15 protein-coding genes are annotated in these 20,750 nt (G+C 62.6%); 3 read left to right on the top strand and 12 right to left on the bottom strand.

Translation table 11 applies throughout. The features are described 5' to 3' along the window. Positions 1-681: 681 nt before the first annotated feature. The 6 genes from adhP to HMPREF2682_RS02705 form a co-directional block, all read right to left on the bottom strand. Positions 682-1,722, bottom strand: coding sequence for an alcohol dehydrogenase AdhP (gene adhP, locus HMPREF2682_RS02680; RefSeq protein WP_083321750.1), 1,041 nt, complete (start codon positions 1,720-1,722; stop codon positions 682-684). Between the two features lie 396 nt (positions 1,723-2,118). Further along, the gene (locus HMPREF2682_RS02685) at positions 2,119-3,501 is read right to left on the bottom strand and encodes a phosphoenolpyruvate synthase (RefSeq protein WP_070831169.1); all 1,383 of its coding nucleotides are present in this window, start codon (positions 3,499-3,501) and stop codon (positions 2,119-2,121) included. 326 nt (positions 3,502-3,827) lie between these two features. Continuing rightward, the gene (gene lgt, locus HMPREF2682_RS02690; protein ID WP_070831171.1) at positions 3,828-4,853 is read right to left on the bottom strand and encodes a prolipoprotein diacylglyceryl transferase; all 1,026 of its coding nucleotides are present in this window, start codon (positions 4,851-4,853) and stop codon (positions 3,828-3,830) included. Then, positions 4,853-5,707 carry a tryptophan synthase subunit alpha gene (gene trpA, locus HMPREF2682_RS02695; protein ID WP_070831174.1) on the bottom strand — a complete coding sequence of 285 codons (855 nt, stop codon included), beginning with the start codon at positions 5,705-5,707 and terminating at the stop codon, positions 4,853-4,855. The genes lgt and trpA overlap by 1 nt, the downstream gene beginning before the upstream one ends. Continuing rightward, positions 5,707-7,041 carry a tryptophan synthase subunit beta gene (gene trpB, locus HMPREF2682_RS02700; protein ID WP_049345652.1) on the bottom strand — a complete coding sequence of 445 codons (1,335 nt, stop codon included), beginning with the start codon at positions 7,039-7,041 and terminating at the stop codon, positions 5,707-5,709. The genes trpA and trpB overlap by 1 nt, the downstream gene beginning before the upstream one ends. 219 nt (positions 7,042-7,260) lie before the next feature. After that, positions 7,261-10,554, bottom strand: coding sequence for a chromosome segregation SMC family protein (locus HMPREF2682_RS02705; RefSeq protein ID WP_246827272.1), 3,294 nt, complete (start codon positions 10,552-10,554; stop codon positions 7,261-7,263). Positions 10,555-10,969: 415 nt separating this feature from the next. On the opposite strand from HMPREF2682_RS02705, the gene HMPREF2682_RS02710 reads away from it, so the two are divergent. From HMPREF2682_RS02710 to HMPREF2682_RS02720, 3 genes are all read left to right on the top strand, one after another. Further along, positions 10,970-12,025, top strand: coding sequence for a 3-oxoacyl-ACP synthase III (locus tag HMPREF2682_RS02710; protein WP_070831181.1), 1,056 nt, complete (start codon positions 10,970-10,972; stop codon positions 12,023-12,025). Positions 12,026-12,121: 96 nt separating this feature from the next. Then, positions 12,122-15,136 (top strand): alpha/beta fold hydrolase, encoded by a 3,015-nt coding sequence (locus tag HMPREF2682_RS02715; protein WP_070831184.1) that lies wholly within the window; start codon positions 12,122-12,124, stop codon positions 15,134-15,136. Between the two features lie 33 nt (positions 15,137-15,169). Continuing rightward, positions 15,170-16,411 carry an NAD-dependent epimerase/dehydratase family protein gene (locus HMPREF2682_RS02720; RefSeq protein WP_070831186.1) on the top strand — a complete coding sequence of 414 codons (1,242 nt, stop codon included), beginning with the start codon at positions 15,170-15,172 and terminating at the stop codon, positions 16,409-16,411. A 192-nt stretch (positions 16,412-16,603) separates the two neighbouring features. On the opposite strand, the gene mutM is transcribed toward HMPREF2682_RS02720, so the two are convergent. The 6 genes from mutM to rsmD all read right to left on the bottom strand — a co-directional run bounded on the left by mutM (position 16,604) and on the right by rsmD (position 20,676). Further along, complete coding sequence (gene mutM / locus HMPREF2682_RS02725) at positions 16,604-17,635, bottom strand: bifunctional DNA-formamidopyrimidine glycosylase/DNA-(apurinic or apyrimidinic site) lyase (protein ID WP_070831189.1); 1,032 nt, start codon at positions 17,633-17,635, stop codon at positions 16,604-16,606. A 75-nt stretch (positions 17,636-17,710) separates the two neighbouring features. After that, positions 17,711-18,400 carry a ribonuclease III gene (gene rnc, locus HMPREF2682_RS02730; RefSeq protein ID WP_005505658.1) on the bottom strand — a complete coding sequence of 230 codons (690 nt, stop codon included), beginning with the start codon at positions 18,398-18,400 and terminating at the stop codon, positions 17,711-17,713. Between the two features lie 16 nt (positions 18,401-18,416). Further along, on the bottom strand, positions 18,417-18,620 hold the full coding sequence (rpmF, locus tag HMPREF2682_RS02735; protein ID WP_005505656.1) for a 50S ribosomal protein L32: 204 nt from the start codon (positions 18,618-18,620) through the stop codon (positions 18,417-18,419). A 30-nt stretch (positions 18,621-18,650) separates the two neighbouring features. After that, positions 18,651-19,259: a YceD family protein gene (locus tag HMPREF2682_RS02740; protein WP_012903341.1), complete on the bottom strand. Its 609-nt coding sequence runs from the start codon at positions 19,257-19,259 to the stop codon at positions 18,651-18,653. A gap of 186 nt (positions 19,260-19,445) precedes the next feature. Then, the gene (gene coaD, locus HMPREF2682_RS02745) at positions 19,446-19,922 is read right to left on the bottom strand and encodes a pantetheine-phosphate adenylyltransferase (RefSeq protein WP_060824643.1); all 477 of its coding nucleotides are present in this window, start codon (positions 19,920-19,922) and stop codon (positions 19,446-19,448) included. 109 nt (positions 19,923-20,031) lie between these two features. Further along, positions 20,032-20,676: a 16S rRNA (guanine(966)-N(2))-methyltransferase RsmD gene (rsmD, locus tag HMPREF2682_RS02750; protein WP_070831193.1), complete on the bottom strand. Its 645-nt coding sequence runs from the start codon at positions 20,674-20,676 to the stop codon at positions 20,032-20,034. Positions 20,677-20,750 lie beyond the last annotated feature (74 nt).

Genomic DNA, 20,750 nt, shown 5'->3' on the forward strand with positions numbered 1-20,750 from the left:
CTCCGGATCAGTGTGGCGGACATAATCCCCATTGACTATGTCCGTGGGGCCCACACTAATCGTTGGTGAGACCTTACCCCGAAGGTGTCTAGAGGGGCGCCTGACCGGAAGTAAGGACTCAACGGTGAATAACGGCACGGTACGAAGATGCTGAAATTCACCCGGGTATGGCGTTCCGTAAGAAGGAATCGATATCTAGGAGGGCCGAAACCTTCACGCGTCATATCCCGTTACATATAGGGTAGGTGCAGGAGGCCGCGAAACTCATCTTTTCCGGAAATATTACAATTCAATCAGTGGTTGAATGTTTTTGTCAAAAAAATGCATTTTGAGATATATAGATGTAAAATATAGTGCATTATTGAATTAGTTTAGTGTAGTTTTTGAGATAATCCACCGGATATTTCAAAATAAATTCCCGCGTATATTACGTTTAGGTGCATTGCACTCACAGAGGTTTTCAGTTCCTTACGATAACGGCTCTCAAAAACTCGGCTACTCTGCAACACCGCATTAAAAACACTAAGGCGCACCCCGCGTCGTATGCACAGCAGAAAGAGTACCCCTACTCCCCCGCCACACGGGATGCGCCTTAGGCGCTATAACCATCGAAACTACCGGCAGAGCCTCAGCCGAGTGAGACCTTGAAGCCCTGCCGGGCGCCTCGAACCATCCGCTAGCTTAGAGGCTAGCGAAGTCCAGAACCATACGGCCGGTAATCTTACCTGCCGCCATTTCCTCGAAGACAGCCGGTGCCTCGTCAACCTCACGCAGCTGAACCACCGGAACCACGATGCCGTCAGCACCGAACTGGAACGCTTCCGCCAGATCCTGACGGGTACCCACCAGGGAGCCCACCACGCGGATGCCGTCCAGAATAATCTTCACAATGGACAGCTCCATCATCTCCGAGGGCAGACCAACAGCCACCACGGAACCGCCCGCGCGAACCGACTCAACAGCCTGGTTGAACGCAACCTTCGACACTGCGGTCACCACAGCAGCGTGAGCGCCACCGCCGGTCAACTCGCGAATACGAGCCGGAACATCCTCAACCTCACGGCCGTTGATGACATGGTCAGCACCGGTCTCACGAGCCAGAGCCAGCTTGTCGTCGTTGATGTCAACAGCGATAACCTTGGCGCCGAAAACCTTCTTAGCGTACTGAACAGCCAGGTTGCCCAGACCGCCAGCACCGTAAGCAACCAGCCACTGACCCGGGCGAACCAGCGACTCCTTGATTGCCTTGTAAGTGGTCACACCAGCGCAGGTAATGGAGCTAGCCTGTGCCGGGTCCAGTCCCTCGGGCACCTTCACCGCGTAGTCAGCGGTCACCAGGGTGTACTCGCTCATGCCACCGTCAACCGAGTAGCCTGCGTTCTTCACCGAACGGCACAGCGTCTCACGACCCGAGGTGCAGTACTCACAGTGACCACAGCCCTCGAAGAACCAAGCCACCGACACGCGGTCGCCTTCCTTCAGGGACTCAACGCCCTCGCCGACCTTGACGACACGACCGATACCCTCGTGGCCCAGAACACGACCCGGAACCTCACCGAAGTCACCGGACGCCACGTGCAGGTCAGTGTGGCACACACCCGAGTACTCAATCTTCACGAGCGCCTGACCGTGACCGACAGCCGGAACGGGAACCTCACGGACAACAACCGAACCGTCAACCTTCTCAGGAACAACAACAGCCTTCATAGTTTCCTTGCACATGACCTAAAACTCCTTAGTCATTGGTTGCCGCGCTCGGACCGCAATCTTGAGTTTTGCAATCTAGCGGGGCGGGCGCGCGTATTCTTTACATTTCCACCGTAAAATGATGAGCCGCCAATCTAAAGGACTATCCCCAAATATGACGGAGGGGTTACATAGGGGTTGGAACGCGAACGAGGATGAGCTTTCGATAAGGTCTATTCCGACCAATGCGCTAAACCGCCAAAGGTTGATATGACGCTATGACGAAGCAGCACAGAAGATGAGAATGCCTCCCAAACCAGCGGCTTGGGAGGCATTCAGAAAAAATTTAAATATTAAGTTTGAGGCGCATACCACCCTAAAGAAAGGGTTCAATCTGCACCTATACGATTCCTCACGGATTCTACCGGCTACTTAGAAGCAGAAAGCAACCTCAATATAACCGGCACCGCGCTCACCCGGACCATTCGGAGCGTTCAACGCCCAACCCAGATCCGTCACACGCACCGTAGTATCCATGAACGTACCGCCGCCAGCGCCACCGCCAGCCAACTGCACGGAACCCACCGCATAGCGGGCACGAGCCGCATCATTATTCCACTTCTGCGACACCACACGAGCCGAAACGCTCAACGCAGCACCGGAACCGCCGCCGCCATAACCGGCGCCACCGCCTCCAGAAACCACCGACTGGTAGCCGTTAAACAGCTCGCCAGCGTTCGAGGGACGGTTATCGACACCCTCCGGAGTCTGATCCCACTGGTACGAATAGCTCGCCACACCATCGGCGCCCTTCGCACGGAAACCGCTCGCACCCGCCGCACCGGCAGTCGCAGTGCTCACCAGCTTCTGGGTGGAGGTGCTCGAAAAACCAATCACCGAACCATCGGTGGTCGGCGGGTCCAGCTTCTCGCCGCCAGCACCGCCCACACCACCGGCAGCACCCGAACCCGGGTTCACCGTCAGAATCGGCTCAGACTGCACCTCGTACGAAGTGAAACCAACAAAACCGGGCGAACCGTCGCCGTCACCCGAACCAGCGCCACCACCGGTGCTGAACTGATGCTCGCCACCGGAGCTATCCAGCGAATAGTGCGCGGTCGGGCGCACAGCACCCGCATTCGCGGGGTTCGGCAGAACCGTCGCATACGACGCCAGAACACCGGCACCGCCACCACCACCGGCAACAATCATCGGCACGCCGTCCACCTCAATAGCGGAGGAACCACCACCGGATGCCGAATACAGCACAGCGCTCATGCCGCCGCGACCGGTCACACCGCCAGAAATGCGGGTCAAATCATTAATCGCAGAAACAACATTCGCGGGAACCGGCGAAGAAGCCTTCGAGGAGCCGCCCACGCCGTAGCCGTCGCCGCCCTCAGCGGGCTTCAGCTCACCATTACCGATACCACCCGAACCGGCAGTCAGAGTAATAGTCTGGCCGCCGCGCACAGCCATAGACCCCTCCACCATGGCGCCGGAACCGGCATCAGCCACAGTGTAGTTCGTGCCGCCAGCACCGCCCACAGCGGTAAAACGCATACGCTTAGCACCCGCAGGAACCGTCAGCACGGCAACCTTCTTCACGCCGTCACCGGCAGTGACCATCGTCGAATCCTCGTAAGGGCCGGTGCACTCGCCTTCCTCATCAGAAGCCGCATACGCCGGAATCACCGACGACGCCACAACAACCGGGGCAGCCCACGCCGCACCAGCCACAAGACGACGACGGGTCAGACCCGGACGAGAAGAAGGAGAAATGGGGCGCAAAGAATCGCCGGCAGAAGAGCTCACGATAAAAATCCTGTACGTTGAGTGGGTGTTTCTAAACGCAGACGCGACGGGCACTCAAAGAGCCTCATACTCCTTACGCGGAGCCTCATGCCCCTTACGCGGGTTCCCGCCACACGCAATACCTCTATTATGCCTTCTCAGCACCCAAATCCGTACAGGGCGCCAGCACACGCCAGCATAAGAACATCTACCGGCAAGAAGCAGACAGCAAGTACAAAAAGCGGGCACAAATAGCGGGCACAAATAGCAGGCATAAAAACCGCCGGACGGGGCGCTCCCCCATCCGGCGGTTTTCTATGAAATTTTTCTATCAAATTGAGGTTGAGCTAGGAGCTCTTAGTTGAAGACTCAGCTTCGGAAGAATCAGAGTCTTCAGAAGATTCAGCCTTCTCGGATGCCTTCTCCTCAGCGTCCTCTGCAGCCTCATCTGCGGCAGGCTTCGGAGCGAACTCCGCAGGAGCCGGCTCAATACCCGCTGCAGCCTTCGCCGCAGCGCGACGACCAGCCACCACAAAACCAGCAGCACCCAGCAGAACCAGCAGCAGAGCCGTCCACACGTGAATACGAACGCCCCAGAGCATCTCTGAGGTATCGATGCGCAGGAACATCTCAATGAAGAGGCGACCCACGCCGTAGTAGAACACGTACAGCCACAGGGTCTGACCCAGCTTCAGTACGCCCTTCTTGCCCAGCCACAGCAGCAGCGCCACGCCCAGCAGGTTCCACAGTGACTCGTACAGGAACGTCGGGTGGAACAGCGTACCCGCCGGATACTGCGAGGGGAAATTACCACTCGAAGTGCTAATCTCCAGGCCCCACGGCAGAGTCGTCGGCTTGCCGAACAGCTCCTGGTTGAACCAGTTACCCCAGCGGCCAAACGCCTGCGCCAGCAGAATACCCGGCGCTACCGCATCCGCGAACGCCGCGAAATTCATGCCGTAGCGGCGGCAACCGTACCAGGCTCCCAGCGCGCCGACCGACACAGCACCCATGATGCCGATGCCGCCCTCCCAAATCTTCAGGAAAGCCCACGGATCAGCAACATTCGGACCGAAATAGCTACCCGGGTCAGTAATCAGCACGTGGTAGGCGCGGGCCCCCACAATGCCGGCCGGGATGGCCCACATCGCCACGTCAAAGACGCGTTCGCCCGTGCCGCCCATCGCCTTCCAGCGGCGGGCACCCAGCCACAGGCACACCGCCATACCCGCCAAAATACACAGGGCATAGAAATGCACACGGAACGGGCCCAGCTGCAGATACGAAACGCTCGGAGAGGGAATCGAAGCTAGCGGAATCGAAGCCAGCACGTTAGCTACCGGCACGCTCGCCAGCGACAGAACACCGGACATTAAGCCTCACGCCCCGCCAGCTCACGGGTCAGCTTAGCCACCGCCTCAACACCGCCAGAAGCCAAAGCCTTCACCAGCGCGGTACCGACAATCACGCCGTCCGCGTACTCGCCGATCTCCTCAACGTGAGCACGAGTCGAAACGCCCAGACCCACGCACGCACGAGATGCGCCGGCAGCCTTAATGTCCGCAACCAGGGTGCGTGCCGCCTCCGACACGGAGGTGCGGGCACCGGTCACGCCCATCACCGACACGGCGTACACGAAGCCGCTCGACGCCTTCGCAATAGTCGCCAGACGCTCCGGCGAAGAAGACAGAGCAGCCAAGAAAATACGATCCAGACCGTACTCGTCAGAAGCCTCAAACCACGCCGACGCCTCATCAGGCACCAGGTCCGGGGTAATCATGCCCGCGCCACCGGCAGCCGCCAAATCACGCGCAAAATTCTTCACACCGTACGCCAGAACCGGGTTCCAGTACGTCATCACAACAACCACTGCGTCGGTCGCCTCGGTAATGCGGCGGACCGCCTCAAACAGCTGAGGAAGCTTGAAACCGTTCTCCAACGCCACGCCGGTCGCCTTCTGAATCACCGGGCCATCCATGACCGGATCAGAATAAGGCACACCCAGCTCAATAATGTCCGCGCCGTTATTGCCCAGAGCAATCGCCGCGTCAATCGACTCATCCAGGGTCGGGAAGCCCACCGGCAGGTAGCCAATCAGCGCCGCACGGCCCTGCTTCTCACACTCAGCCAGACGAGCCGCCAGAGGCGACTGCTCATTCGGAGCGGGGAAAGAACCATCCAGCACCGTAAAAGGTGCCGACTGAGAAATAGCGTCCTGGTAGCTCATTACTTAGCCTCACTTTCAGCCTGTGCGTTCTGTGCAGCGGATGCGGCAGCTTCCTTATTACCGGTCATCAGGGTCGAGGACGGAATCGCCTTACCCAGACCGAACCACTTCAGCGCGGTCTCCATGTCCTTATCGCCACGACCGGACAGGCAGACAATCATGGTCTTCTCGCGTGCCGCCTCCGGATCCTCAGCAGCCCAACGCTGGCACACGCGCAACGCGCCCGCCAGAGCGTGCGAGGACTCAATCGCCGGAATAATACCCTCGGTGCGGCAGAGCAGACGCAGAGCGTCCATCGCCTCGGTATCAGTCACCGGCTCGTAGGTCACGCGACCAATATCGGACAGGTAGGAGTGCTCAGGACCCACGCCAGGGTAATCCAGACCAGCAGAAATCGAGTGGGACTCAATGGTCTGGCCGTCTTCATCCTGCATCAGGTAGGTCATCGCGCCGTGCAGCATGCCCGGGCGGCCCAGGGTGATGGTCGCCGCGTGACGGCCGGTCTCCACGCCGTCGCCGCCAGCCTCAAAACCGTAAATCTCAACCGACGAATCGTCCAAGAACGCGTGGAACAGACCAATCGCGTTCGAACCACCACCCACGCAGGCAGCAATACCATCGGGCAGGCGGCCGGTCTCAGCAAGAATCTGCTCGCGCGCCTCCTCACCGATAGCGTCGTGGAAGAAACGCACCATCGCCGGGAACGGGTGCGCACCCGCAGCGGTACCCAGCAGGTAGTGGGTGTTCTCAACGTTCGCAACCCAGTCGCGCAGCGCCTCATTAATCGCGTCCTTGAGGGTGCGGGAACCGTTCTGAACCGCAATCACCTTCGCGCCCAGCAGCTGCATACGAGCCACGTTCAGCGACTGACGCTCAGTGTCTTCCTCACCCATGTAAACCACGCACTCCATGCCGAAGAGCGCAGCCGCGGTCGCAGTTGCAACACCGTGCTGACCCGCACCGGTCTCAGCAATCAGACGGGTCTTACCCATACGCTTAGCCAGCAGAGCCTGACCAATCACGTTATTAATCTTGTGGCTACCCGTGTGGTTCAGGTCCTCACGCTTGAGGAACACACGCGCACCAGCATGCTCAGAGAACTTCGGAACCTCAGTCAGCAACGACGGACGGTTCGAATACTCAGCAGAAAGACGCTGGAACTCAGCAATGAACTCGGGGTCGTTCTTCGCCTCGTTAAAGGTTGCCTCCAGCTCATCCATGGCGGCAATCAGTGACTCGGGCATCCACCGCCCGCCGTACTCACCAAAATAGGGGCCGGGGGCATTCTTCAACGACTCGCCGTTGAGGAAAGCATCTGCCAGGTTCTCGCTCATCACTATTCCTTCCCTGGATGGTTGCCGCCGGATGCGCACCGCGGGTAGGGCGGGGCATCAGGCCTGATCACAACGAAACACCACGCCAACCGCGAATAGGTGGGCGGTGTTCGCACATATCCCCCTATAGTACCCGGGCGCAGGCGATGACCTGTACCCCGGGGTGCACATGACCATTCCTAGGACATGTGACGTTCGCCGGGATGGGTGTGCGGCGAGCTACAGCAGCTCGCGTAGCTCCTCCATCTGTTGCGAAAGAACCGTCGACACGCCACCGCGCATCGACACCCCGTACAGGGTCTCCGCAATCTGCATCGTGCGCTTCTGATGCGTCACCACAATCAGCTGCGAACGCTCCCCCAACTCACCAATCACCTGCAGCAGGCGCGACAGATTGCGGTCATCCAGCGCCGCCTCAACCTCATCGAGGGCGTAGAACGGCGACGGGCGAGACATATAAATCGCAATCAACAGCGCCAGCGAAGCAAGCGAACGCTCACCGCCAGACAGCAGCGACAGGCGCTTAACCTTCTTACCCGCCGGGCGTGCGTGAATCTCCACGCCCGAATTCAGCGGATCGGAGGGGTCGTCCAGCTCCAGGTGGCCCTCGCCTCCCGGGAACAGGGTTTCAAAGATGCGGCGGTAGTGGGTGTTGATGTCCTCCATCGCGGCGGTGAACACCTCCGCAATGTGGCTGCTGACCTCGTCCATGACCGTATTCAAGTCGCGGCGGGTCGCCTTCAAATCCTCAATCTGCTGGTTCAGGTAGGCGTGGCGTTCGGACAGCGCCTCGTACTCCTCCAGCGCCAGCGGGTTAATGGCGCCCAGCGCCTCCAATTCGGCGCGGGTTGCCTTGAGGCGAGCGCGCACGCTCTCGGTGGAAGCTTCGGTAGTCTCTGATGCCGTTTCGGCAGCAGCATTTTCGGGAGCGTCGTTTTCGGAGGCAGCATTTTCGGAAGCCTCATCTGCGGGCACGTCAACCGGCAGCTGCTCGGAGTACTCCTCCTCCAGCTGCTCCAGGGTCAAACCTGTCACCAGGCGGGCACGCTCAGCCAGCGCCTGCACACGCTCCTGCACGCGCGCCGCCTCCGTTTGGGTGCGCGCCAGCAGGGTCAGCGCCGCCGCGTGCGCCGCCTGCAAATCCTGCACCTCATCATTTGTGCTGGTCAGGCCCTCCTGGGCGTTCTTCAGGGCGCCGCTCAGCTCGTGCAGCTGCTGCTCACGCTCGCTCACCTGCTCGGCGAGCACTTCACCCAGGCGCTGGGCGCGGCGCTCAATGGTCGCCGCCGGTGCCTGCTCCCCCGTGCCCGCCAGGTAGGAATCCTCGCGGGTGCGCGCCGACTCGTAGGCGGTGCGCGCTTCGGCTACGGATTCCTCTGCGGCGGTGAGGCGCTCGTTCAGGCGGGCGCGCTCGTTCTGAATGTTCTGCGCGGAGGCTTCCAGGGACTCCGCCTGGGCGCGGGCGCGGGCATGCTCGGCGCTCGCCATGCCCGCCGCCTTCGCTGCCTCGCGTTCTGCTTCGACCGCCGATTCTGCCGCGGTCTGAGCCTGCTGAACGGCCTGCTCGGCTTCGTCCAGTTCGGCGCGGGTGCGGGTCACGACCTGGGAGGCGGCGCGGTATGCGGCGGCAAGTTCCAGGGGGCTGGCGCCCTCAGCCGGGTAGAGCAGGCTGTAGCGGGTGTGCTCGGTGCCTGCGGGGTCAAAAATACGCCACATAGTGCGCTGACCTGCGATGTTATTCTCTGCGAGCAGGCGCAGGGCAGCCTCTGCGGAGGCGGCATCCGGCGCGAACAGCACGCCCGCCAGACGCTCCCCCAGCGCCGCGGTGACGCGCGCCAGGGCGTGCTCGTCAATACCGGCGAGCGCCGCGGCTTCCTCGCTGAGCGGTTCAATGATTTCGGTTGCGGGGCGGATGCCCAGCTCGCGCAGTTCGGTGGCGAAGGATTCGGGCAGGGTGGTTTCGGGCAGGTCCGCGGCAGATTCGTCACTTTCACCACGCAGCTGCGACACCTCGGCACCCTCAATCGGCGCGCTCAACGCAGCGGTCGCCAGCGAGGTCAGCGCCGCAGACGCCGCGCGGGCATACTCGGGGTCAATCTGTACGGCATCCAGCACGCGCAGCAGGCTCGTGCTCTCTGCTTCGCTCGAAGGCTCCATGAGCTCACCGGTCTCGGGGTCAAAAACCGCCTCGGCAGATTCAGTGCCGGGCTCGGCGGGCGCCTCACCCAGGCTCTGACCCAGCGCCTCACGCAGGGTTGCGGCACGCTCAGCCGCCGCCGCGTAGGCGCGGGTCGCCTCCACCGCAGCGGCGCGGGCGGCATCCAGCTGAGTCTGCGCGCGGGCACGAGACTGCGCCGCCTCACCCGAGGCGCGCTCAGTCTGCGCCACCTCGGATGCCGCCTTCTCAACGTTCTTCAGCGCCGCATCGTAGCGCTCCTCAAAGCTGGCGTAGCTTTCCACGGCGCGCTCCGCCTCTTCGCGGCGCTCCTCCAGCAGTTCCAGGGCGCGTTCGTATCCGGCGCGGGCGGCGGCGGTCGCCTCGGTCAGTTCCACGCGGTAGGTGCGCACGCGCTCGGCGGCGATGGACTGCACGGTGCGCACGCGCGCGGCGGACTCACGCAGGGTCGACACAGCCTTCTGGCAGGCGGTGACCTCGACGTTCAGGCGGTTCTGCTCCTGCTGATACTTCGCGGATGCCGCACGTGCCGCCTCCAGCTGTTCTTTCAGGGTTTCGGCGCGACGGGTACCCTCCGCCTCGGAGGCGAGCGCCTGCGCCTGCTCAGCCTGCAGAACACCCAGCTGACGAGCCAAAAGTACCGCCTCCAGCTGGCGGATGCGCGCCTGCAGCTGGCGCGCGGTCGCGGCGGATTCCGCCTGCTCGCTCAGCGGCTGCAGCTGCGAATCCAGCTCGGCAACCAGGTCGCTCAGGCGCGTAACGTTCGATGCCACAGACTCCAGCTTGCGGCTGGTCTTCTCCTGGCGGCGGCGGTACTTGACCACGCCCGCCGCCTGCTCGATCATGTCGCGGCGCTGCTGCGCGGTGGCGTGCAGGACCGCATCCAGCTGCCCCTGCCCGACGAGCACGTGCATCTGCTGACCCAGGCCCGCCTCCGAGAGCAGGTCTTGAATATCCGCGAGGCGTGCCGGGGAACCGTTAATCTCGTACTCGCTGCCGCCGGAGCGGAACATGGTGCGCGAAATCTGCACCCGATCAGCAGGAATGCTGAGGGTGCCGTCAGAATTATCGAAAGTCAGGGTGACTTTGGCTCGGCCCAGGGGCGCACGCTGGGCGCCGTCACCCAAACCCGCCTCGCCGGAGCCCGCGAAGATAACGTCCTTCATGCTGCCGCCGCGCAGGCTCTTCGCGCCCTGCTCACCCATAACCCAGGCGAGCGCATCCAGCACATTGGACTTGCCGGAGCCGTTGGGTCCGACCACCGCGTTAATGCCGGGGGTGAACTCGAAAGTGGTGGCGGAGGCGAAAGACTTGAACCCGCGCAGGGTCAGCGACATCAGGTGCACAAGGGGCCTTTCTGCAGAAGAACTGGTGTGTGCCGGGCACGTTCTGTGGTGCGTGGCGGCATCCCTCTAGTGTACGCGGTGCGGCGGGCGGGCTGCGGGAAGAGTTGATGGAAAGGGCGAGCGCGGGGAATCTTATGCACGCAGTGAAGTCACCCCAATGATTTTGATGCACACCGTGAAGTAACCGTAAAGTCTCCAAGGGCCACATAACGGCCTCTTCGCGCGACATATTTGCGTAGCTTACGCGCCGGGTGAACGAGGGCGCCCAGATTGGGTTCATAGATACGGATTCATCCGACCGGTGCGGTAGATTGGAATGAGCATCACGAATTCTGCGGGGCCGCTATTCGCATCCCCGCGGTTTTTCTATGTATCCCACTGACTTCTATTTTCAAGGGCCACACCATTGTTGAATGCACCCGCCGATAAGGTCGGCACGAACTCTGACATTCGCCACGCTAATGCAGCTCTGCTGTCCATCACCCATGAGCTGCCTCCGGAGGTCGTCACGAGCGACTACTTCGATGAGCAGCTGGCCCAAACCTATAAGCGTCTGCGCATGCCGAAGGGCCTGCTGGAGCGTCTTGCCGGTATTAGCACTCGCCGCGGTTGGGCTGAGGGCCAGACCTTCGAGGACGGCGTGGTTGCCGCAGCTGAGAAGGCTATCGAGCAGGCGGGTATTGACCGCTCCCAGATTGGTCTGCTGATTAACGCTTCGGTGACTCGCGATAACTTTGAGCCCGCCGTGTCTGTTGGTGTGCACGACCGCCTGGACCTGCCGCGTCACGCCCTGAACTTCGATATTACGAACGCCTGCCTGGGCTTCGTGAACGCGATGACCGTCGCCTCCACCATGATTGATGCGGGCGCTATCGGCTACGCCCTCATCGTCGCCGGTGAGGATCCCTCCCCGTGGCACCGTACCGCGGTGCGCATCCTGAACAACCCCGATTCGACCCGCGAGGACGTGCTGGCTCAGTTCGCGACCCTGACCCTCGGTTCGGGTGCGGCAGCGGCTGTGATTGGTCGCGCTGACCGCCACCCGGAGGGCCACCGCATCGTCGGTTCGGTATCCCGCGCGGGCACCGAGCACCGCAACCTGTGCATCGGTGGCGAGGCTGACCAGGGTATGAACACTGACGCTGAGGGTCTGCTCAAGCACGGCCTGGAGCTGGTGGCGCAGGCGTGGGAGCAGGCGCATCAGGACGGCTGGGAGTGGAACGATATGACTTCCTACGTGACCCACCAGATTTCTAATGCCCACACGAACGCCATTATTGAGGCGGTCGGTATTGAGCGCAATCGCATCCCCATGACCTTCCCGAAGTGGGGCAATGTGGCTGCGGCGGCTCTGCCGATGACTCTCGCCGAGTGCGCCCCGACCTACAAGGAGGGCGACCGTATTCTGTGCATGGGTGTGGGTTCTGGCCTGAACACTGCCCTGCTTGAGATTCAGTGGTAACCCGTTAGCCGGCAGCCCTTAACCCCCGTTAGCCGGCAGCCCTTAACCTCTGTGCGGTAGACATTCACCGATTCGATCCGGAAGGATTCCCCCAGCATGCGCCATTTGAACTTCCCTAAGACCCAGCCGCCGTATAACCCGGAGGAATGGGCGGGCGTGAACCCGCGCTATTCCCACCTTCTGGAGGTGCCCACCACCGCCCCCATTGAGCAGCGGGCGCAGCAGGCTGGCGCGCGCCGCTGGCACTACCTGGATAACCTTCCGGTGCTGGTCGAGCAGGGTTTGGAGCCAATTGGCACAATCCTGTGCGTGCACGGTAACCCGACCTGGTCGTACCTGTGGCGTACCGTGCTGGATGCGGGCGTGAACGAGCGCGCCCCGTGGCGTGTGGTTGCGGTTGATCAGATTGATATGGGTTATTCGGAGCGCACCCACCTGGATTTGGAGGGTGAGCGCCGCAGCCTGGAGGACCGCATCGCTGACCTGGGCGACTTCACGAAGGCGCTCGGCCTAGATGAGACCGACAAGCCGCTCGTGACCCTCGCCCACGACTGGGGTGGGTTGGTGTCCTTCGGTTGGGCGCTGGAGCACCGCGAGATTCTTTCGGGCGTGATGCTGACGAACACCGCGGTCTACCATGACGGCATTGAGAATATCCCTGCCGCCCTGCGCCTGGCGTTGGGCGTGCACGAGTGGGGTACTCACGATTCGACCGCGTTTATTGACGTGACCCTGGGCCTGGCTCAGAATGAGGGTCGCCTGCCCGCGCCGGGTTCTGCCGGTGCCGGGGCGCTTGATGGTGCCCTGCCGCAGCCGGTGGGCAAGCAGCCCAAGCGCCTGTACCCGAGCCCCCTCAACGAGGCGATTTACCGCACCTACCGCGCGCCGTACGCTCATTCGGCGTGGCGTGAGGGTGTGCGTAATTTTGTGGGCGATATTCCGACCGGCACCGATATTCCTTCCTATGCGCCGATGCAGCGTATTGCCGAGCAGATTCGCGGCCTGGATGTGCCCGCGTTCTTCCAGTGGGGCACGAAGGACCCGGTGTTCCAGCGCCGCTACCTGTTCGACCTGATGGAGCGTATGCCGCAGGCGAAGGTGCACCGCTACGAGAAGGCGTCGCACCTGGTCATTGAGGATTACGACATTGCCACCCCGATGATTTCGTGGCTTGCGCAGACCTTCGGCACGCTGGAGGACGGTGTGCTGGTTCCGGCGCGTAATGCGGAGGCGGAGCATCGTGCCGCCCGCGCGCGCCGCCACGGTCTGGTTGCAGGCGAGAGTGCCGCTGCTAAGGGCACTGAGGGCACCGCCGCTGAGGGTACCGTTCCCGCGGCGTTCCGCCCCATGCTCGCAGCCCTTACCGAACGCGCCAACGACACCTCCGTAGCCGTGGTGGACATGGACCCCAAGGGTGACGGCACCTCCGTCTCTGTGACCCTGACCTGGGCTGAGCTGAACCAGCAGGTGAACGCCGCCGCGACCCGCCTGCACGCCCTGGGCGTGCGCCCGGGTGACCGCGTGAACCTGATGGTGCCTCCGGGCGCCCGCCTGACCACCCTGATTTACGCCTGCATGAAGCTGGGCGCGGTCATTGTGGTGGCTGATACTGGCCTGGGCCTGCCGGGTCTGACTCGCGCGTTGAAGGGCGCTAACCCGAGCTTCCTGGTGGGTATTCCCGCCGCTCTGAGTGCCGCCCGTACCCTGCTGTGGCCGGGCGTGCGTATTTCTGTGGAGCCGCTGGGTTCGGTGCAGGAGAAGCTGTTGGGCGTTGCCGGTTCGGTGTTTACCGCGCCCGCCGCGGATGGTACTCCGGGTGCGCCGGTGCCTACCCCGACCGTGGTGGAGTTCCCCTCCCCCGTGCCGGATGCCGATGCGGCGGTGCTGTACACTTCCGGTTCGACCGGCCCGGCGAAGGGCGTGGTGTACACGCAGCGTCAGCTGGCGGGTATGCGTGATGCCATTGCGAACACTTACGGTTTTGCGCCCGGCAGTGGCCTGGTTGCCGGCTTCGCGCCGTTTGCGCTGTTGGGCCCGGCGCTGGGTGCTACCAGCGTGACCCCGACCATGGATGTGACCCGCCCGAAGACCCTGACGGCATCTGCCCTGGCCTCGGCCGCGGCGGCCATCGATGCCTCGGTCGTGTTTGCGTCTCCCGCCGCCCTGGTCAATGTGGTGGCGACCGCCGACGAGCTGAACTCTGAGCAGCGTGCAGCTCTGGCTAAGGTTCAGACGGTTCTGAGCGCTGGTGCCCCAATCCCCGTGCCCCTGCTGGAGGCGCTCTCCGCCCTGGTACCGAACGCCTCCCTGCACACCCCGTACGGCATGACCGAGGGTCTGCCGGTGACCGATGTGTCTTTCGAGATGATTTGCCAGGCGATCGCTGAGGGCACCCCGAATGCTACCGGTGAGGTGCTTGACCCGTTCGCCCGCGACGGCGTGTGCGTGGGCTTTGCGGTGTACGGCGCGGCGGTTGCCATTGCGCCGCTACTGCAGGACGGTTCGGTGGCGGATGAGCTGACCCATGAGCCGGGTGTGACCGGTGAGATTCTGGTGTCGGCACCCCACGTGAAGGACCGCTACGACACCCTGTGGGTCACCGAGGAGCAGTCTATTAGCACTCCGGGTTGGCATCATACCGGTGACGTTGGACACCTGGACGCTTCGGGTCGCCTATGGGTTGAGGGTCGCCTCGCCCACGTGCTGCTGACCTCGCAGGGCGTGCTGACCCCGGTGGCGGCTGAGCAGTCCGCCGAGTCGCTGCCCGAGGTGCGCCGCGCCGCCCTGGTCGCGGTGGGCCCTGCCGGTACCGCCGCCCCGGTGCTGGTCATCGAGGCTTCCGCGAACACCGCCGCCTTGGAGGCGCGCCAGTCCGCATCCGCGTTCAAGCGCGCCCTGCTCGATCGCGTGCCCGGCCGCTTCCCCGTTGCCGAGGGTGTGGCTCCCTTCGAACTGTCCCAGCTGGTGCGTCAGAAGGTTGCCGAGGATACCGGCGTGGAGCTTGCCGCGGTGCTGGTGGTGCACGAGCATCCGACCGATATTCGCCACAATTCGAAGATTGACCGCCCCGCCCTGGGTGAGTGGGCGTCGAAGGTCCTTGCGGGGGCATAAGCGCCTGCCCGGCCTCTAAATCTAAGGAGTATGATGTCCACTCATTCTTCGCGTGAGTCCTCTTCCCACGAGCCCGCATCCCGTCTGCCTGCGTCCCGTCTGTCGACCTCGCATGCGGTGAGCTCGCCGACGGCTCGGTTCCGCAAGCCTGCGCAGCCGCTGGCGGCACGCTACACCGACCCCGCCCCGCGTTCGTTGCGCCCGATTGAGGAGCCCGATTTCGCGCCGCGTATTGGCGAGCGCATCCTCTTTACCGGTGCGAGCGGCCTGCTGGGGCGTGAGAGCGTGCTGGCGTTGCTGCGTGCAGGCTATGATGTGCGCGTTTTTCAGCGTGGCGATTCGGGTATTGCGGCTCTGTTGCCCGATTCGATTCGCCCGCGTTTTGAGCAGGTGCGCGGCGATATTACGAACGCGCAGGCTGTTGATTTGGCGATGACCGGCGTGAACGGCGTGGTGCATGCTGCGGCAAAGGTTTCGGTCAGCGGCGAGTGGGCTGATTATGAGCGCATCAATATTAAGGGCACCCGCACCCTGTTGCAGGCGGCGCTGAACCATTCGGTGGGTTCTTTCCTGTACATTTCCTCGCCGTCGGTGGCTCATGCCGGTGCGGCGATTGTGGGTGATGGTGCCGGCGTGGCGTCCCCGGAGCATGCGCGCGGTAACTATGCGCGTTCGAAGGCTGCCGCTGAGCTTTTGGCGCTGGAGGCGAACGGCGCTGCCCTGCCCGGTGGCGGGGTTTTGCGCGTGGGTGCGTTGCGTCCTCACCTGATGTGGGGTCCGGGCGATACCCAGCTGGTCGAGCGTATTCTGGAGCGTTCCGCCGCGGGCCGTCTGCCGCTGCTCTCTGGCGGTACGGGCCTGATTGACACGCTCTACATTGATAACGCCGCGGATGCCGTGGTGCGCGGCTATCAGCGCCTCGACGCTTTTGCGGGCCGGGCGCTGGTGGTGACGAACGGTCAGCCGCGCACTATCGCTGAACTACTGGGTGGTTTCTGTGAGGCGGTGGGCGTTCCCGCCCCGCGTTTCTCGGTTCCGGCGAAGGTTGCGGCTCTGGCGGGTAAGGTCATTGAGCGCGTCTGGGAGCGTCTGCCGAAGAACGTAACCGCCGGTGATGAGCCGCCGATGACGGAGTTCCTCGCCGAGCAGCTGTCGACCGCGCACTGGTTTGATCAGCGCCGCACTCGCGAGCTTCTGCAGTGGGAGCCCGCCGTGTCGATTGAGGAAGGCTACGAGCGTCTGGGCTTGTTCTACGGGGACAGGTACAAGCGATAGGTACAGCCGCCAGTTGCTTCTTATCGGGGTGGCTTTCGGGTTGACTCCCCCCCCCACCCCCGGTTTATACAGCTGAGGTTCAAACGAATGACGGCGTAGCTACATCCCCCGTATGGGAGGAACGTAGCTACGCCGTCATTTGCGTATCTAGCGTGATGCTTTATGGAGCCTTTATCTAGCGTGCGCTTTTATCTACCGAGTACGCGGCGCCCGCTGGCAGTGCGGGCAGCGGTAGGAGGAGCGGTTCTGGAACGGTTCGCGCACGATCAGGGAGGTGCGACCCGCCTCCGCGCACCGGTGGCAGGGCTCCCCGGCACGCCCGTAAGCGTTCAGCGAGCGCTCAAAGTAGCCCGATTCGCCCAGCACGTTCACGTACAGGGCGTCGAAGCTCGTGCCGCCAGCCGCCAGGGACTCGCGCAGCACGTCCGTGACCGCCTCCAGCAGTTCGCGGGTCTGCGCGGCGCTCAGGGTGCGGGCGGGCTTCGCGTAGTGCAGCCGCGCACGCCATAGCGCCTCGTCGGCATAGATATTACCCACACCGGAGATTACCGACTGGTCCAGCAGCACCTTCTTGATGCCGCTAGAGGTGCGCAGGAACTTACGACGCACCGCCGCGGGGTCGAAGAACTCATCCAGCGGGTCACGGGCAATGTGCTTGACCGCCTCGGGTACCAGAAAACACTCGGGTACTTCAGCCAGCGATGCTTCACCCGCCGCCGCGGGTACGTCCGGCACGAGCGGGCTGAGGAACATGCCGCCGAAGATGCGCTGGTCCACGAAGAGGAGCTTCTGCCCGGTGCTCGCCCGGTTGGTGCTCGCCGCGCTACCGGCAGCTCCCACAGGTCCCAGTTCCAGCGCCACGCGCAGGTGCCTCGGCTCCGCGTCAAACGCCGCGCGAGCCTCCGCTTCGCTGGCCGAATCGCTCTCCGAAGCTTCACCCGGCTCATCGCGCACGAGCAGCTGACCGCTCATGCCCAGATGCACCACGAGTGCCTCATCGGCAAGCGTGCCGTCCGGCTCGCTTAGGGTCAGCCACAGATACTTGCCGCGACGGTAGGCACCGCGCAGCACCCTGCCGGTGAGTGCCGCCTCGAAGTGGGCGGGACCGGGCAGGTGCCTGCGCAGCGAACGGGCATCGACCACGCGCACCGCCTGCACGGGCCGACCCAACGAATGGTCGGCTAGACCTGCGCGAACGGTTTCCACCTCGGGCAGTTCGGGCATGGTTCCCTCCAATCAGCGGGGCTGCAGAATCAAGAACCCGCAGAGCTAACAGGCCTGCAGGATACTTGAATGAGCCTAAACCAGAACGCGGTACGCCTGCTCAGCGGCAAGGCGCTCCGCCTCCTTCTTGCTCGGACCCACACCGGTACCGGCCTGCTGGTTCGCCACAATAGCGACCGCAGTGTACACGCGCGCGTGGTCGGGGCCTTCGCCGGTCACCTCGTAGCGCACGTCTCCCCAACCGCGGGCGGTGGCGAGGTTCAGCAACTCAGTCTTCCAGTCGCGTCCAGAGTTCAGGACCTTCTCATCATCGAGCAGCGGCGCAATCAGGCGCAGCACCAGGTCACGAGCCGCCTCGCGACCGCACTCCAGGTAGGTCAGACCGAAAATCGCCTCCATGGTGTCGGCAAGAATCGAGTCCTTATCGGCGCCGCCGGTGTGAATCTCGCCCTTACCGAGCAGGATGTACCTGCCCAGATCCAGGTCGCGCGCCACCTTCGCCAACGCCACCGTAGACACCACCACGTGGTGCAGCTTCACGAGCTCACCCTCGGGCAGCTCCGGGTAGCGTCGGTACACTTCTTCAGCAATCGCCAGGGACAGCACCGAATCGCCCAGGAACTCCAGGCGCTCGTTATGTTCCACCCCGGGGTTCTCGAAGGCGTAGGAGCGGTGGGTTAGGGATAGCAAAAACGTCTCGGCGTCGATATCGACCCCGAGACGTTTACGCAACTCCCTAGTATCAACACTAGGAAATTCAAACATAAGGATTCACCGCTTCTTAGGCGTCTGCAACCTTACGGCCCTTGTACTCCAGGAACAGGGCGTTGCCTGCAGCGTCGGTTACAACCTTTGCCTGGTGGGGCAGGCTGTAGGTCACGCGACCGTTCTCAACGGTCTTAACCAGCTGGGGCACGGATGCCTTCCACTGGGAACGGCGTGCGCGGGTGTTAGCGCGGGACATCTTGCGCTTGGGAACAGCCACAGCTATCTCACAATCTCTAGTAACAACAATTTAGTTTTCGGTATCTGCACCGAGCAGGCCCTGCAGGGCCGACCAGCGCGGATCCAACACCTCGTGATGATGCCCGGGGTCATCCTCCAGGCGCGCACCGCAATCGGCACACAGACCCTGGCAGGTGTCCCTACAAACAGGCTGGAACGGCAGTTGAAGGATTACTGCGTCCCGCAGAGCCGGTTCAAGGTCGATTGAATCATCCTCAACGGCGTACTGCTCATCTACTTCATCTTCGGGGCCGCCAGCCGGGGCCTTCTCAAAGACGAAAAGCTCTTGAATATTGGCCGACATCTCGTAATCAATCGGATCCAAGCAGAGGCTACACTCGCCGTGTACATCCACAACGACGGAGCCGGTAACTAGGATACCATCAACAACAGACTCCATACGAATATCGAGGTCAATATCCGAACCCTCTTCCACGCCGATAAGCGTGTTACCCAGGTCTGCCGGTGCGGGCAGAACCTCAGTGAGAGTTTCCATGGTGCCGGGGCGGTGAATCAGGTTAGTGACCGATACCACCAGCGGCGATGCGTCTGCACGTGAAATGGCGTTTCTCCTTACGAAATGTATAAACCAAAGTCCCATTTTAGGGGTCATTCGCACCGTTAATCAAGATTAAGCGCCGTTTAAATCTCTTTAAGTGGCGCTCACCTCTTAAATATCCCCTTAAGGAGGCGCCGCGCGGCACTTAACAGCCGGTCGGGGCTACTACAGGGGCGGTAAGCTCCCTGTCGGCGGTGCGGGTGCACCGGGCGGGCAGGCTCTCTAACGCCCCAAGACCCGGCTTAACTAGGCGTTTTTCAGAGCGCGGGCGACCGCCTCCGGCACGAAGGGAGTCACGTCACCACCCAGCGACGCCACCTCACGAATAATCGTGGACGACACCGCACCGTAGCGGTCCTCGCCCGCCAAGAACACCGTCTCAACCTGCGCCAGGTGGCGGTTCATGCTCGCCATCGGAGCCTCATAGCTGTAGTCCGTCGCCGAACGCAGACCCTTCACCAGCACCTTCGCGCCACGCTCCGCCGCGTACTCGGCAAGCAACACGCCCGGCGGAATCGGCTCCACGCTCACACCCTCAATGCCGAGCTCCTGCAGGGACTCACGCACCAGCTGCACACGCTCCTCCAGGGAGAAACGGTACTTCTTGGAGCTATTGTGCGCCACGCCCACAATCACCTCGTCAAAGAGCTGAGCGGCGCGGGCAATAATCTCCAGGTGGCCGTGGTGCACGGGGTCAAAAGATCCGGGGCAGAGGGCAATCATGGCGGTCCCTTCACGAATAAATATCAGAGGTTGGAATGACTAGATGCGGGCGGGTTAGAGGGGTCGAGCTCGCGGGGGGGATGTGCGAGCGCAAGCTTAGGCTGCGAGATTAGGCAGCGAGCTCTTCAACATCCTCGCCGGGCTCAAGGTTCGCGCCGGACTCGTCACCCGCTTGTTCCTCCGCCTCGTCAGGCTCCACATAGTAGAGAACCGTCTCGCCGTGCTGACGGGTCGAAAAACAATACAGGCCCTCGCCCCACACCGGCTCGGGATCGCGAGAAGAACGCTCCACCACGACCACGGCACCCTCGGCAAGCTTGGGGGTCAGCGCCTCCAGCAGCTCGCTGACCTGCTCGTTCGGCATAGCGTAGGGCGGGTCAACAAACACCAGGTCCCACGGGCCGGAGGCGGACTTCACGTAGGTCAGCGCCTGCGACTGCTGCACGCGCGTAGAGCTAGAGCCGGTGCGACCCATCGCTTTCTCCACCGCGGCAACGTTCTTGCGAATCACCGCAACAGCCTTCGGGTAGGTGTCCAGCAGAGTCACGGAGGCGGCACCGCGCGAGAGCGCCTCGCAGCCGAGCGCACCCGATCCGCCGAAAGCATCCAGCACGCGGGCGCCGCGAATAATGTCGTAGCTCTCCAGCTTGGAGAAGAGGGATTCCTTCACCCGGTCGGTGGTGGGGCGAGTATTATCCCCCGGAACCGAGGCAAGGCGAACGCCTCCGGCGGCACCGGAAATAATACGGCTCATAGGTCTCTCCTCTTAACTAGTGCGGTGTGTTCAAGTCACGGTTTCAGCGGGTGGTGGGCTGGTCTAACAGGGAG

Origin of the sequence: Rothia sp. HMSC061D12, assembly GCF_001836735.1 — a bacterium.
GTDB lineage: Bacteria > Actinomycetota > Actinomycetes > Actinomycetales > Micrococcaceae > Rothia.

What these genes read in the sequence shown, in the direction of transcription:
- trpB (WP_049345652.1), bottom strand. Translation starts at nt 7,041, where the DNA reads ATGAGCGAGAACCTGGCAGATGCTTTCCTCAACGGCGAGTCGTTGAAG.
- rnc (WP_005505658.1), bottom strand. Translation starts at nt 18,400, where the DNA reads ATGTTTGAATTTCCTAGTGTTGATACTAGGGAGTTGCGTAAACGTCTC.
- HMPREF2682_RS02715 (WP_070831184.1), top strand. Translation starts at nt 12,122, where the DNA reads ATGCGCCATTTGAACTTCCCTAAGACCCAGCCGCCGTATAACCCGGAG.
- HMPREF2682_RS02705 (WP_246827272.1), bottom strand. Translation starts at nt 10,554, where the DNA reads ATGTCGCTGACCCTGCGCGGGTTCAAGTCTTTCGCCTCCGCCACCACT.
- HMPREF2682_RS02720 (WP_070831186.1), top strand. Translation starts at nt 15,170, where the DNA reads ATGTCCACTCATTCTTCGCGTGAGTCCTCTTCCCACGAGCCCGCATCC.
- mutM (WP_070831189.1), bottom strand. Translation starts at nt 17,635, where the DNA reads ATGCCCGAACTGCCCGAGGTGGAAACCGTTCGCGCAGGTCTAGCCGAC.
- coaD (WP_060824643.1), bottom strand. Translation starts at nt 19,922, where the DNA reads ATGATTGCCCTCTGCCCCGGATCTTTTGACCCCGTGCACCACGGCCAC.
- lgt (WP_070831171.1), bottom strand. Translation starts at nt 4,853, where the DNA reads ATGTCCGGTGTTCTGTCGCTGGCGAGCGTGCCGGTAGCTAACGTGCTG.
- trpA (WP_070831174.1), bottom strand. Translation starts at nt 5,707, where the DNA reads ATGAGCTACCAGGACGCTATTTCTCAGTCGGCACCTTTTACGGTGCTG.
- adhP (WP_083321750.1), bottom strand. Translation starts at nt 1,722, where the DNA reads ATGTGCAAGGAAACTATGAAGGCTGTTGTTGTTCCTGAGAAGGTTGAC.
- rsmD (WP_070831193.1), bottom strand. Translation starts at nt 20,676, where the DNA reads ATGAGCCGTATTATTTCCGGTGCCGCCGGAGGCGTTCGCCTTGCCTCG.